Here is a 13,464-nt window from a genome sequence, read left to right on the forward strand (position 1 = left end):
TCACGCGTCCTTCCCCTCGTCGACCCGCCGCCCGGCGTACAGCGCCGCCGCCATCCGCATCCCCTCCGACCAGGCCACCGGCCCCACCTCGCGCAGCGTGAGCGTCCTGCCCTCCTGGTCGTTCCAGCTGAGGCCTCCCGTCGCCACCTCGTCGTCCCAGTACGGCTCGCCGATCCACACCGCGGCCTCCACGATCCGCCCCGCGTCGCGGACCCTGCAGGTGGCGTAGCCGCCGGACACCCGGTAGCCGAGCGAGGTGGCGCGGGCGGCCAGCCCGAACCTGGAGTCGTAGGTGCCTCCCGCGAACTCCTTCAGCTCGGTCGCCTTCTCGCCGAGCTCCGCGGGCTTGCGCCAGGTGGCCCGGTGGATCTGCTCGACCTTCTGGACCACGCCCAGCTCTGCGGCGAACTCGCGCAGCTCGTCGAGGTCGGGCAGCAGCACGGGGTGGGGCAGGGTCACCGTGCGCGGCGACAGCCGTACGGTCTCGCCGTCGAGGTTGACCACCCGCAGCTCACCGGCGTCGGTGGCGTCGCGCAGGAAGCCGACCTCGTCGGGGTCGTCGCCGACCACGGCCAGGTCCCGCAGCGCCGACTGCCAGGCCTCGTCCGGCCACACACGGGCCAGCAGCCCGGTGGGGACGGGCAGGGCCGAGGCCATCCAGAGGTCCACCTGGGCCACGCACGCGGCGGCGTGCCTGTCGAGCCACTCGGTGAGGCGGCGCAGCCGGTCCACCTCGGGATGTTCTCTCAACGCCTTCGGCAGCGACTTCAGCTGCCGTCCCGCCGCCCTGCCGGAGGTGGCTCTCGCCGTCACCCGGCCCCCTATGAGGGCGACCTCGTACCCGTCGCCCGCCGCCAGCCAACCCAACGGTCTTCCCGCCTTTCGCCGTCGTCACATTCACGGGGATGTCAGCTCCCGCCGCTGTGGATGCGCGGAACGCTAGCGGCGCCAACCGACAAAAGCGCCCGAGCGTGACGCCGCGGGGGTTTGGGAGGCGGCCGAAGAGACCACGAACCGGTGTGGCTGCATACGGTCGCAGACACCGGCACAGTGGGCAATTCAGGCCGAACAGGCCCACGTGAGACGGCCGCGGTCAGGCGTTCCGGGTGACCGGCCGGTAGACGAACTCGCCGTCGCCGCCCGCGCTGGCCAGCTCGGTGATGAGGCGGTGGTCGGGCGACAGCGCGCAGGCGGGGTCGGTGCGCCCGGCGTCGCCGGTGAGCGCGGAAGCCTGGCACCGGCAGCCGCCGAAATCGAGGTCGCGCCGAGGGCAGCTCGCGCACGGCTCGGCCATCCACGCCGTCCCCCTGTAGGCGTTGAAGGCGGGCGAGTCCTTCCAGATCCACGCCAGCGCGTGGTCACGGACGTTCGGCGCCTCCAGCGGCAGGTCGTAGGCCGCCGGACAGGGCAGCACCCGTCCGTCGGGCGCGACGGTGAGCGAGATCGCCCCCCACCCGCCCATGCACGGCTTCGGCACCCCCTCGAAGTAGTCGGGCACGACCCAGATGAGTTCGAGGGAGGTCCTGGAACGCCAGGCGGCGACCTTCTCCGCCGCCGTGGCCAGCTGCTCGCGGGTGGGCAGCAGCGCCTTCCTGTTGAGCAGCCCCCAGCCGTAGAACTGGGTGTTGGCCAGCTCGATCCGCTCCACGCCCCAGGCGATGCCCAGCTCGACGATCCGGTCGATCGAGTCGAGGTTGTGCCGGTGCAGCACGACGTTGAGGCCGAGCGGGAGCTCCCTGTCGCGCACCAGCGCGGCGGCCCGTTCCTTGGCGGCGAACGAGCGACGGCCCGCGATGCGGTCGGAGGCGGCGGCCGTGGCGTCCTGCACCGACAGCTGGACGCTGCGCAGCCCCGCCGCCACCAGCTCGTCGAGCCGCTTCGCCGTCAGGCCCACACCGCTCGTCACGAGCTGGCCGTAGATGCCCTCACGCTCGGCCGCGGCGACGATACGCGGCAGGTCGCGGCGCATCAGCGGCTCGCCGCCCGACAGGTGGACGTGCACGACGCCGAGGGCGGCCGCCTCGGCCATGACGCGCTCCCACTCCTCAATGGCCAGCTCCCGCGACCTGACGACCAGCTCGGTGGGGTTCGAGCAGTACGGGCAGCGCAGCGGGCACCCGTGGGTCAGCTCGGCCAGCATGGCCCAAGGGGCGTTCACCTGATCCATCCCTCATCGCGGACGCGCTCGAGGAACTCGGTGACGTCCTCGCCCGCCCCGTCGGGGAACTCGGCGACGATCTCCTCGACGGTCCTGGCGCCGTCGCACAGCCTGACGATGGCGGCGGCCTCCTCGTTCAGCACGACGATCCGCTCGGGCACGATGAGCAGGTCGGCATGCCGTACGTCGCAGTGGCGGAGGGCGGCCGCGCGCGACAGGGCGGGCCGCCAGGTCACGAGTCACCCCTGTCGACCGCGTCGAGCAGGGACCACAGCACGTCGCACTTGTAGGAGAGCGCCGCGATCGCGCGTTCCCTGTCGGCGCGGTCACGGGCCCAGTCGAGGACCAGGGCGAGCGCCTCGCCGCTGTCCTGCCGCCCCTGATCCACCCTGATCCGGAAATATCGCAATCCGTCGGGGTCGATCCAGCGATAGTGCTTCTCGAAGGCGTCGATCCTCGTACGCATCAGGTCGGGCGCGAACAACTCGGTCAGCGACGCCGCCACGGCCTCCAGCGTGGTGCCCAGGCGGCAGAGGTTGACGTAGCCGTCGACGGCCAGCCGTACCCCCGGAAGCACGCCCTCGCCCGACATCAGCAGCTCGCGCTCCAGTCCCGCCGCCTCGCCCAGCCTGAGCCAGCGCTCGATCCCGCCCTCGCCCGCGACGGCCCCGTCGTGGTCCTGGATCCTGCGCAGCCACATCCTGCGCAGCTCCGGCGTCTCCAGCTTGGCCAGGATCAGCGCGTCCTTGACCGGGATGTGCCGCTGGTAGTGGAAGCGGTTGAGTATCCAACGCCGCAGCTCATGCCTGCTCAGCTCGCCCGCGTGCATCCGCAGGTTGAACGGGTGCAGGTGGTGGTACCGCTTCTCCGGTACGGCACGCAGCGCGGCCTCGAAGTCGCTCACAGCTCGATCACCATCCCGTCGGCGGCCACCTCGACGCCCACCTCGTCCAACACCTTGTGGTGCGGGGCGTCGGGGTCGACGAGGGGGTTGGTGTTGTTGAGGTGGGTGTACAGGGCACGCCCTGGCAGGGTGGCCAGCCGTTCCATGGTCGCCTCGATCGGGAGGTGGCCCATCTCGGTCGCGGTCCTGGCGGAGATGCCGGTGCGCAGCGGCTCCTCCTCGTCCCAGAAGGTGCCGTCGACGATGAGGCAGTCGGCGCCGTCCAGCCCGCCGGGCCAGAGCCCCATGGCAGGGGCGTAGACGCACACGCCGCCGGTCTCCCTGTCGGTCAGGCGCAGGGCCGTCACCCAGCCGTCGGCGTCCGACGGCAGGGCGGTGGCGTACCTGGGCCGCTTGCCCGACACCCGTACCGCGGCGACCTCGATCGCGCCGCCCAGGACGAGCCCGTCGCCCGGGGGCAGCTCGCGCCAGGTCAGCCGGGTGTAGGGGGCGAGGATCCGGTCGAGGCGCAGGCCCCGGGTGAGCGCCTCGCGCACCGCGGGCGTCGCGACCACCTCCAGCCCCTCGGCCTCGCGCAGGCGGGCGAGGCCGAGCGTGTGGTCGAGCTCGGCGTCGGTGAGGACCACGCCCGCGAGCGGCGTCCTGCGCGGCTCGGGGCCCGGGCGCAACGCCGCGGCCAGCTCGATCTGGTCGGCGATGTCGGGGGTGGCGTTCACGACGAAGCACCTGCCGTCGCCGACCTCGACCGCGAGGGAGGCGTGACGGCGGCGCCACCCCGGATGGACGCGTGCCCCGGAGCAGCCGGGGCACGCGCAGTTCCACTGGGGGAGGCCGCCACCGGCCGCCGTGCCCAGCACGTGCAGGCGCATCGCGGCCCTCGATCCGTTACCTGGTGGCCAGGAAGTAGGCCGACATCTCCATCGAGGCCTCGACCACCTGGTAGTCAGGCTTGTGCCAGGTGGTCTCCTCTCCTCGTGACTTCACGCGCTTGCCGTGGTTGCGGGGAGGGTGCTTTCCGTGGTCCTTGGGCTCCGGCATGGCGGGGCACCTGCCTTCCGTGTGTTGTGCGTCACACACGTTATGACTGCGTTCAGTGGATCCCGTCAAGAGTCCTGGCGAATATTGATCGGACCTATCGCCACAAAGGTGACGATGATCAATCGGAATGCGCTCATATCGCCGCAGGTCATCGGATCTATTCGTTGAGGCGAACCTACGCGGAGGGGAAACCGGCGAAGTAGCTCGCCGCCATGTCGTCGTCCCCGTGCCCCTGAGCCTCGGCCCGCCGGAACCGCTCGCCGGCGGCCTCGGTCATGTCCACCGAGACTCCCGCGCGCGTGGCGGCCTCCGCGATGAGCCTGGTGTCCTTCTCGGCGTTGCGCACGGTGAAGCTGGGCGTGTAGTCCCCGCCGACGATGGCCTTCATCTTGGCCTGCAGGTACGGATTGTCCATCGGCCCCCCGGTGATCACCTCACCGAACAGCGCGGGGTCCACCCCGAGGCCCTTGGCCAGCGCGAGCGCCTCGGCCAGCACGGAGGTCAGCGCGATCCCGAAGCCGACCGTCGTGAGCTTGAGCCGGGTGGCCGCCCCCGCCTCCCCGACCCACAGGGTCTTCGCGCCGACGGCGGAGAAGACGGGTTCGAGCCGCTCGTCGGCGGGTCCAGCCGCCAGGATGACCAGGGTCCCCGCCTCGGCGGGCTGCCGGGTGCCCTGCACGGGCGCGTCCACGAACACCAGCCCGTACGACCGGGCGAGTTCGCCGAGCCGCTCGATGGCGGTCACGCCGACCGTGCTCATCTGCGCCCACACCTGCCCGGACCGCAGCCCCGAGGCGGCGGCGGTCATGGCGTCGTGGACCGCTTCGCCGTCGTTCAGCATCGTGATCACGACGTCGGCGCCGGTCACGGCCTCGGCCGGGTCGGAGGCGACGACGGCGCCGTCGGCCTGCAACGGCAGCGCCTTCTCCTTGCTCCGGTTCCAGACCCTGACCTCGAGGCCGGCCTTCACCAGGTTGCGTGCCATGGCCGCGCCCATGATCCCCGTGCCCAGCAGCGCGACGGTGGTCATAGCGAACTCCTATCGTGAATGAACAGTACAGAAAGTGCCAAATCGACGATCGTGACCAGCCGCCGCCGGTCGGCGCCCGCCTTGCCCTGGACGCGCAGCCCCTGGATCGTGGTCACGATGAAGTCGGCCATCGCGGTCACGTCGGCGTCGGGCGGCAACTCGCCGCGCGCTCTGGCGCGGCGCAGCAGAGCGGTGAAGGCCATGGTGTTCCGGTCGAGCGCCTCGCCGACCACGCGCCCGGCGACGGGGTCGCGGGGCAGCCGCTCCGTCACCGTGTTGGTGATCAGGCAGCCACGCCGCTCAGGGTCTGTGACCGTCGCATCGACGAGGGAAACCAGCACGTCACGCAGCACCTCGTGAACGGGGGCCGCGCTCTCCAGCCGGGCGATCATGTCGGACGACGACCGCTCGGCGTAGCGGGTGAGCGCGGCCTCGTAGAGCCCTTCCTTGCTGCCGAACGCGGCGTACAGCGAGCCGCGGCCGATCCCCGTGGCCTCGACCAGATCCTGGATCGAGGTCGCGGCATAGCCCTTGCGCCAGAAGACGCCGACCGCCTCGTCGATGACCGCGTCGCTGTCGAACTCCCTCGTCCTTGCCACGTGGGCCACCCTACTCCATATCTGGAACAAACAGTCAACATTCCAGAACGGCTGACCCGCGCGGCTACCCGGCGAGGGCCCTGCGGGCGTAGGCGCGGACGTCCGCGTCAGCGTCGGTCAGCACCGATCGCAGGGCGGCGCCCACCTCGGGAGAGGCCGCCCACGGGGTGAGCGCGAGCACGACCGCCTTGCGCACGTCGAGGTTGGCATCCGACAGCGCCTCCACGAGCGGCCCCACGGCCGTCGACCGGTCCGCCGCCCCCAGGCAGCGCGCCGCGCCGACCCTGACCTGCCAGTCGCCGTCCATCAGCCCGCGTACGGCCTCCGCCTCCAGCGGCTGCCCGACGGTGCCGGACGACTCCAGCGCGGCGGCCCTCACCAGCGGGTCGCCGTCACCGGCGAGCACCGCCAGTGCGCCGGACGGTTTCCCGATGAGGCCCAGCCCCCTGGCCACCCATACCCGCACCTCCCTGGACGGGTCGCCCGCGGCGGCGGCCACCAGGTCGGACTCCTCCAGTGAGACCAGGCCGCGGATCGCCTCGATGCGCACCCGGCGGTCGGCGTCGCCCACGCCCGCCCCGAAGATGTGCCTGTCGCCGAGCCTGAGGGCACGCAACACGTCGAGCCCGGTCGCCCTGACGACGGCGTCGGCGCTGGTCAGGCGCTCGGACAGGGCGGTGCCGAATTCGGGGGTGGCGGGCAGGACCTCGACGAGCTCCTTGAGGCTGGTGGCGGCGGCCCGCCGTACCGTGCCGTGGTCGTCGGCGAGGGCGGCGACCAGCGCGGTGCCCGCCCCTTCGGGCACGGTCTCGGTGAGCGTGGCGATCGCGGCCCTGCGCACCTTGGGGTCCTCGTCGGCGAGATAGGGGGCGAGTCGGCCGACGGTGGGCTGCTCCTCGGCCAGGCGGTGCAGCTCCAGGATCCGGGGCGAGCGGCCGACGGCGGGCCGTTCGGCGCGGTCCGCGACGCTCCGCCTTACCACGGAGGAGGTCTGCGCGCCGAGCGACACGGGCTCGTGCGGGACGGGCGCGAACTCGTCGACGGGCACGATGTACGGCTCGACGGCCCGCTTGACGAACTCCATCGCGCCGTCGGAGCGCCTGCGCAGGTTCAGGTGGAACAGCCATGCGCCGTCGTCGCGCGCGGGCAGGTCGGCGCGGTCGTGGTAGAGGCCCCAGCGACTCTCGGTCCTGGTGAGGGAGGCGCGGGCGGCCATCTCCGCGCAGTCGCGGATGAAGTCGACCTCGGCGCACCGCATGAGTTCGTGGGGGGTGCGCGCGCCCATGGCGGCGATCTCGTCGCGCATGCGCTCGAAGGACTCGAGGGCGAGCTCCAGCTTCGCGCCCGTCTTGGGCGGGGCGACGTAGTCGTTGACGAAGCGGCGCAGCTTGTACTCCACCTGCTGCTGCGGCGGCCCGTCGGGGTTGCGGAGGGGCCGGTAGATCAGCTCGTGGGCGGCCGCGATCTGGTCGTCGGGCAGGAGGTCGGGACTCCGGGTGTGGGCCGCGGCGTGAGCCCCCGCCAGGTCGCCGAAGACGAACGCGCCGATCATGTAGTTGTGCGGCACGCAGGCCAGGTCGCCCGCCGCGTAGAGGCCGGGCACCGTGGTCGCGCCGTGCTCGTCCACCCACACGCCGGAGGCGGAGTGTCCTCCGCACAGGCCGATCTCTGAGATGTGCATCTCGACGTCGTGAGTGCGGTAGTCGTGACCGCGTCCGGCGTGGAAGGTGCCGCGCGTGGGGCGCTCGGTCGAGTGTAGGATGTTCTCGACCGCGGTGACGGTCTCGTCGGGCAGGTGCGTGAGCTTGAGGTAGATCGGGCCGCGCGCGGAGGCGATCTCGGCGGCCACCTCGGCCATCATCTGGCCGGACCAGTAATCGGAGTCGACGAACCGCTCGCCCCTGTTGTTGACCTGGTAGCCGCCGAACGGGTTGGCCACGTAGGCGCAGGCGGGGCCGTTGTAGTCCTTGATCAGCGGGTTGATCTGGAAGCACTCGATGCCGCTGAGCTCGGCGCCCGCGTGGTAGGCCATGGCGTAGCCGTCGCCCGCGTTGGTCGGGTTCTCGTAGGTGCCGTAGAGGTAACCGCTGGCGGGCAGCCCGAGCCGGCCGCAGGCGCCGGTCGCCAGGATCACCGCGCCCGCCCTCACCGTGACGAAATGGCCCGATCGGGTGTCGAACCCGGCGACGCCGACCGCGCGGCCGTCCGCGGTGAGCACTCTGACCGGCATGACCCGGTTCTCGATGCGCACCCTCTCCCTGATGTCGCGGCGGCGCAGCACCCGGTAGAGGACCTTCTTGACGTCCTTGCCCTCCGGCATCGGCAGCACGTAGCTGCCCGAGCGGTGCACCCTGCGCACCGCGTACTCGCCGTACTCGTCCTTCTCGAACTTCACGCCGTAGCGCTCCAGGCGGCGGACCATGTCGTGGCCCCTGGTGGCGGTCTGGTAGATCGTCTTCTGGTTGACGATGCCGTCGTTGGCCCTGGTGATCTCGGCGACGTAGTCCTCGGGCGTGGCCTTGCCGGGGATGACGGCGTTGTTGACGCCGTCCATGCCCATGGCCAGCGCGCCGCTGTGCCGTACGTGCGCCTTCTCCAGCAGCAGGACCCGGGCGCCGCGCTCGGCGGCGGTGATCGCGGCCATCGTGCCGGCGGTGCCGCCGCCGACGACGAGCACCTCGCACTCCAGCTCCAGGCGGTCCTCGATCGAGGGGATCTCCATCTACAACTCCTCCAGGATCCTGGCGCGCAGCTCGTCTCTCGCCGCGCCGGGCTCGCGCGGCACGGGCACGTCGATCACCGAGCGGACGCCGCCGTTCCCGAGGACCACCACCCTGTCGCCGAGCAGCAGCGCCTCGTCCACGTCGTGGGTCACGAAGATCACCGTGGCGCGAGTGTCGCGCAGCACGCCGAGCAGCAGCCGCTGCATCTCGGCGCGGGTCTGGGCGTCGAGCGCGCCGAAAGGCTCGTCCATCAGTACGGCACGCGGCGCCCCGACCAGAGAGCGGGCCAGCTGGACGCGCTGCCGCATTCCGCCGGACAGCTCGCGGGGCAGCCGGCGCTCGGATCCGGCCAGGCCCACCCGCGCGATCCACGTGTCCGCCGTCGTCCGGCGCTCGCCGCGAGGCACCTTGCGGATCTCCAGAGGCAGCTCCACGTTGCGCCTGATCGTCCGCCACGGCAGCAGGCCGTCGTCCTGGAAGATCATCGCGCGATCCCGCGAGGTGTCCGCCACCTCGACGCCGTCGGCGAGGATCCGCCCGGTGTACGGCGGGAGCAGCCCGGCCAGCGCCCGCAGCAGCGTGGACTTGCCCGACCCCGACGAGCCGACGACGACCAGCACCTCGCCCGGGATGACCTCCAGGTCCACTTCGCGCAGCACGGGGCCGCCGCCGTAGCCGAGGGACAGGCCGTCGAGGGTGAATCCGAGGCCCGCCTGCGCCGTGAGCGTCGTCATGCCAGGTTCCCTTCGGCGCGCGGCAGCCAGCGCGTGGCCCGCCGCCCGACCAGCTCGATGGCGGCCGAGGTGAGCCAGCCGAGCGCGCCGATGGTGACCATCCCGACGATCACCGCGGGGTAGTCGACCAGCGTGTAGGAGCTCCACGTCCGGTATCCGACCCCGAACTCGCCGGAGATCATCTCCGCCGCGATGACACAGATCCACGCCACGCCCATGCCGACCGAAAGCCCGCCGAACACGCCTGGCAGGGTGCCCGGCAACACGACGTGCCAGAGCACGTGACGGCGACCGCCGCCGAGCGTCCTGACCGCGTCCTCCCACAGGGTCGGCAGCGCCCGTACGGCATGCCGCGTGCTCACCACGATCGGGAAGAACGCGGCCGCGAAGGTGATGAACGCGATGCCCTGCTCGTCGGAGGGGAAGAGCAGGATCGCGATCGGCACCAGCGCGATCGCCGGGATCGGCCGGACCGCTTCGAGCAGCGGCAGCAGCACGTCGCCTGTCCTGCGCGACCTCGCGACGAGCACCCCCACGGTGACGCCCACGACCGCGGCGAGGCCGAATCCCGTGACGATCCTGATGAGGCTCTGCAGCAGGTCCAGGTAGTAGGTGGAGGTGCCCAGCTGGCGGGCGAACTCCCCGCCGATCTCGTCGAGCGTCGGCAGCCGGTCGAACCTCAGCCAGAGCCGCGTGTCGGTGGCCGTGAGGAGCTGCCACAGTCCCGCGGCGGCGAGCAGGGACCCGAGCTTGATCGCCCAGCTCCCCTTCGCCTTCCTGCCGTTCGCCGAGGGCCTCGGCGCGGACGGCGGGCGTGGCGCGGCGTCGAGGCGGGGATGCCGCCGCGCCTCGGTCGGCGCCGTGTCCGTGCTCATCAGGCGTCACCTCCGGTCTTCGCCGCCTGGAGCGCCGCCTCGTAGGAGACGGGCTCGGCCTCTGGATGGTCCCTGCGGTAGGCTCCGGCGCCGTCCTCGGTGGTGAACGGCAGGAAGCGGGCGTTCTTGGCGGCCTTGGGCACCTGGAGCCAGACGGACTTGTCGGCGAACCATCGCGTGCCCGTCACCGTGTCGGGGACGTAGGCGGCGCGCACGCCGCCCGCGGCCGTGGCGATCTGCCGCAGGAGGCAGGTCGGGGTCGCGGCGGGCCGCGTCGCCGACGCGCCGGCGAGCCACAGCTCCGAGGCCGTCTTCGGATCGGAGACCGGCACCCCGCAGACCGGATCGGTGCCGGTGATCCTGGCCTGGTTGACCGTGGAGGCGGTGTCGGCGTCGTAGGCCGAGCCGTACGCCTTGCGCAGGTAGGCGTCGACGACGAACGCGTCGACGTCCACGCCGTCGAAGTCGGTGCCGATGCGCTTGAGGTACGGCACGTCGTGCTCGTGCGCCGCCTTGAGCTGCGGTTTGAGAGTGAGGTCGAAGGTGGAGATGCCGCCGGGCCCGTTGTAGAGGTAGACGACCTCGGCGGGCAGCCCCGTCGCCTTCGCCACCGACCCGGCGGCTTCCAGGGGATGCTCGTGCAGGTAGTGGGTGGCGTCGAGCTGCGCCTTGAGGAACGCGTCGACGACCTCCGGATGCTCCTTGGCGTACGCCTGGCGGAGCACCACCCCGTGGAAGGTCGGCACGTCCAGCGCGGAGCCGTCGTAGAGCAGGCGGGCCTTGTCCTGGAAGACCAGCAGGCCGGGCCAGGCGACGAACTGCGCGTACCCCTGGACGCCGCCGGCTTCGAGCTGCGAGGCGCCGACGGCGGGCTGGTGGTTGACGGTCTCGACGTCCTTGGCCGGATCGAGCCCCGCCTTCTCCAACGCCTGAACGAGCGTGCCGTGACCGGCCGAGCCGACGCTCGCGGAGATCTTGGCGCCCTTCAGGTCGGCGAGCGTCTTCGCCTTCGACGAGGGCGGGACGACGACCATGTTGAGCCCGCCCCGCAGGTTGTAGCCGGTGATGGAGACCAGCTCGGTGCGGGCCGAGGCGATCCCCTGAGTGCGGGAGGCGTTGATCAGCAGCGGGTAGTCGCCCATCGAGCCGATGTCGATCTTCCCGGCGACCATCTTGGCGGTGATGGGCGCGCCGGTGTCGTAGTCCTGCCACTCGACCGCGTACCTGTCGCCGAGCCGCTTCTCCAGGTAGCCGAGCGAGCGCAGCAGCGTTCCCGCGGTCACCGTGTTGATGGTCTTGGACTGGTAGCCGATGACGAGCTTCGTCTTCCCTTCGCCGCCCGCCGTACTCGAGACCGAGCACCCGGCGACGGCCAGCAGGAGGGTGGCGGCGAGAGCCTTGCGCATCGCGGACTCCTTCATCGCAGCAGGTAGGGGATGTTGATGGTGACCGCGTCGACGGGGCACCGGGCGGCGCAGGGGCCGCAGTACCAGCACTCGTCCACGTGCATGTACGCCTTGCCCGTCTCGTCGCTGATGGCGAGCGAGTCGAGCGGGCAGGCCTCGACGCAGAGCGTGCAGCCATCGATGCAGAGCGCCTCGTCGACGGTCACGGGGACCTCGACCCGCTGGGTGATCAGAGCCATGCCTACTCCTCGCTGTGGTCGCGGCGCAGGTGGCCGCGCATGGTCAGCCGGTCGCCCCTGAAGCGGATGAACTCCAGGTCGACGGGGCGGCCGTCGGACAGATGAGTGAGCCGCTCGACCATGAGCAGCGCGGCGCCGCGAGGCGCGTCCAGCGCGGCGGCGGTGTGCGGGTCGGCGCTCACGGCCTCCAAGGTGAGCTCGGCCATGCCGAGCGGCTGTCCCGCGAGCCGTTCGAGCAGCACGAAGATGTCGTTGTGCTCGAGGTCGGCGTCGAACAGCGGCTCGCCGACGTCGCGGACGAGGTAGGTGAGGTCCAGCGAGAGCGGCGAGCCGTTGAGCCTGCGCAGCCGTTCGAGGTAGACGACCTGTTCGCCGGGCGCGAGACCGAGCCGGTGGCTGACGGCGGCGGGCGGGTCCATCAGGGCCATCGTGCGGACCTGGTTGGTCACCTCTCCGTGCTCGTGCAGCGTCTCGGCCAGGCCGAGCAGGCGGTGCAGGCCGTGCGGGTACTTCTCGGCCGCGACCGTGGTGCCCACTCCTGGGCAGCGCTCGACCAGGCCCTCGTCGCGCAGCAGGTCGAGGGCCTCGCGGACGGTGTTCCTCGAGACGCCGAACTCGCGGGCCAGCGCCGCCTCCAGCGGCAGCTGGCCGTGCGTCACCTGCCCGTGGACGATCTGCCTCCGCAGCAGATCGGCCACCTGCCTCGCCCGATCCGCTCGGCGTCGTCGCACGTCCGGCGCGCCCGCGATCCGTTCCATACCCGCCTCCCCGCTCGCCCTCCCGTATCAACCTAGCAATCAGGTAGGAAAATAGGGATAACGGTCGGATTGCGCCACCGGCCGGACTGAATGCATGGCGCCGACCTGCTGTTCCGGCTGGACAGCGGCAAGATCTGCCACTTCCGGAGGTGGCGGGAATGGTTGCACAGCGTAGCGAAAGGATACGTAGAGCCATACAGGACGTGGCGCCGCCGGAAGGAGGACCGCATGCGGGGCAGTGCCGAGCCGCCGGCGAAAAGGTTGCGGACGCCACGCGCCGCGGGCGCCGCCGGGATCCTGTCGGCCCTGCTGCTGGGCGGCGCCATGGTCATGGTGCGCCTGGCGATACCCGTCCATGAGCTCGACGCGGCCGAGTATCTCGCCGACACCTCCGGCCATCGCGCTCTGCGGGTGGCGCTGGTGCTGCTGCCGTACGGAGGGATCTTCTTCCTGTGGTTCATGGGCGCCCTGCGGGACTACGTCGGCGCACGTGAGGACAGGTTCTTCGCGACGGTGTTCTTCGGCTCCGGCCTGCTGTACGTCGCGACGCTCCTCATCTTCGGCGCCACGTCGGGCGCCTATATGGACACGCTCTCCGCGATGAAGGACACCACTCAGCCGGTCGACCTCCACCATTACGGGCGCTATCTCACGATCGCGCTGCTCGCCGAGTACGCACCCCGCATGGCGGGCGTCTTCACGATGACGACCACGACCATCGCCTCGCGCCTCGGCCTCTTTCCCCGCTGGCTGACCGTGCTCGGCTACCTCGTCGGGCTGGTGCTCCTGCTGGTGGTCAGAACCGTCGCCTGGACGGAGATGCTCTTCCCCGTCTGGGTCCTGATCGTGGGATGCTTCCTGATCGTCTTCCACAGCCGGCGGCGGATGATGGCCGCCTGACCCCGAAAATACTCAATCCATGACTTTTCCTCGCTTATCGCCGAGAGAGAGCCGGGTAAGGGGGTGTCAGATCGGCCTGGCGGCGTCCCGGCCCAGATCG

The 13,464-nt window shown here is 71.3% G+C and carries 15 protein-coding genes; 1 reads left to right on the forward strand and 14 read right to left on the reverse strand.

Annotated features, from left to right (window positions below; genetic code table 11):
* The 14 genes from AB0B45_RS19725 to AB0B45_RS19790 form a co-directional block, all read right to left on the reverse strand.
* Positions 1-867, reverse strand: coding sequence for a DUF4132 domain-containing protein (locus AB0B45_RS19725; RefSeq protein WP_358132324.1), 867 nt, complete (start codon positions 865-867; stop codon positions 1-3).
* Positions 868-1,093: 226 nt separating this feature from the next.
* A complete protein-coding gene (pqqE, locus tag AB0B45_RS19730) occupies positions 1,094-2,158 on the reverse strand; it encodes a pyrroloquinoline quinone biosynthesis protein PqqE (RefSeq protein ID WP_358132326.1) in 1,065 nt (354 codons plus the stop codon).
* On the reverse strand, positions 2,155-2,394 hold the full coding sequence (gene pqqD, locus AB0B45_RS19735) for a pyrroloquinoline quinone biosynthesis peptide chaperone PqqD (RefSeq protein WP_358132328.1): 240 nt from the start codon (positions 2,392-2,394) through the stop codon (positions 2,155-2,157). The genes pqqE and pqqD overlap by 4 nt, the downstream gene beginning before the upstream one ends.
* A complete protein-coding gene (gene pqqC, locus AB0B45_RS19740) occupies positions 2,391-3,062 on the reverse strand; it encodes a pyrroloquinoline-quinone synthase PqqC (RefSeq protein ID WP_358132330.1) in 672 nt (223 codons plus the stop codon). Before pqqC ends, pqqD begins: the two co-directional genes overlap by 4 nt.
* Positions 3,059-3,931 carry an MBL fold metallo-hydrolase gene (locus AB0B45_RS19745; protein ID WP_358132332.1) on the reverse strand — a complete coding sequence of 291 codons (873 nt, stop codon included), beginning with the start codon at positions 3,929-3,931 and terminating at the stop codon, positions 3,059-3,061. Before AB0B45_RS19745 ends, pqqC begins: the two co-directional genes overlap by 4 nt.
* Before the next feature lie 16 nt (positions 3,932-3,947).
* A complete protein-coding gene (locus tag AB0B45_RS19750; protein ID WP_358132334.1) occupies positions 3,948-4,100 on the reverse strand; it encodes a hypothetical protein in 153 nt (50 codons plus the stop codon).
* A 175-nt stretch (positions 4,101-4,275) separates the two neighbouring features.
* Positions 4,276-5,130: an NAD(P)-dependent oxidoreductase gene (locus AB0B45_RS19755; RefSeq protein WP_358132335.1), complete on the reverse strand. Its 855-nt coding sequence runs from the start codon at positions 5,128-5,130 to the stop codon at positions 4,276-4,278.
* Entirely contained in the window at positions 5,127-5,729 is a 603-nt protein-coding gene (locus tag AB0B45_RS19760) for a TetR/AcrR family transcriptional regulator (protein WP_358132336.1), read from the reverse strand. Before AB0B45_RS19760 ends, AB0B45_RS19755 begins: the two co-directional genes overlap by 4 nt.
* A 64-nt stretch (positions 5,730-5,793) precedes the next feature.
* Positions 5,794-8,451 (reverse strand): fumarate reductase/succinate dehydrogenase flavoprotein subunit, encoded by a 2,658-nt coding sequence (locus tag AB0B45_RS19765; RefSeq protein WP_358132338.1) that lies wholly within the window; start codon positions 8,449-8,451, stop codon positions 5,794-5,796.
* Positions 8,452-9,186 carry an ABC transporter ATP-binding protein gene (locus AB0B45_RS19770; RefSeq protein WP_358132339.1) on the reverse strand — a complete coding sequence of 245 codons (735 nt, stop codon included), beginning with the start codon at positions 9,184-9,186 and terminating at the stop codon, positions 8,452-8,454. It lies immediately after the preceding gene.
* Complete coding sequence (locus tag AB0B45_RS19775; protein WP_358132341.1) at positions 9,183-10,061, reverse strand: ABC transporter permease; 879 nt, start codon at positions 10,059-10,061, stop codon at positions 9,183-9,185. The genes AB0B45_RS19770 and AB0B45_RS19775 overlap by 4 nt, the downstream gene beginning before the upstream one ends.
* Positions 10,061-11,467 (reverse strand): ABC transporter substrate-binding protein, encoded by a 1,407-nt coding sequence (locus AB0B45_RS19780; RefSeq protein ID WP_358132343.1) that lies wholly within the window; start codon positions 11,465-11,467, stop codon positions 10,061-10,063. Before AB0B45_RS19780 ends, AB0B45_RS19775 begins: the two co-directional genes overlap by 1 nt.
* 11 nt (positions 11,468-11,478) lie before the next feature.
* Entirely contained in the window at positions 11,479-11,706 is a 228-nt protein-coding gene (locus tag AB0B45_RS19785) for a 4Fe-4S dicluster domain-containing protein (RefSeq protein WP_358132344.1), read from the reverse strand.
* Between the two features lie 2 nt (positions 11,707-11,708).
* Positions 11,709-12,464, reverse strand: coding sequence for a GntR family transcriptional regulator (locus AB0B45_RS19790; RefSeq protein WP_358132346.1), 756 nt, complete (start codon positions 12,462-12,464; stop codon positions 11,709-11,711).
* 228 nt (positions 12,465-12,692) lie between these two features.
* On the opposite strand from AB0B45_RS19790, the gene AB0B45_RS19795 reads away from it, so the two are divergent.
* The gene (locus AB0B45_RS19795; protein ID WP_358132348.1) at positions 12,693-13,364 is read left to right on the forward strand and encodes a hypothetical protein; all 672 of its coding nucleotides are present in this window, start codon (positions 12,693-12,695) and stop codon (positions 13,362-13,364) included.
* The last annotated feature ends 100 nt before the right edge of the window (positions 13,365-13,464 follow it).

The organism is Nonomuraea sp. NPDC049152 (assembly GCF_040648355.1).
In the GTDB taxonomy this organism is placed as follows: Bacteria; Actinomycetota; Actinomycetes; order Streptosporangiales; family Streptosporangiaceae; genus Nonomuraea.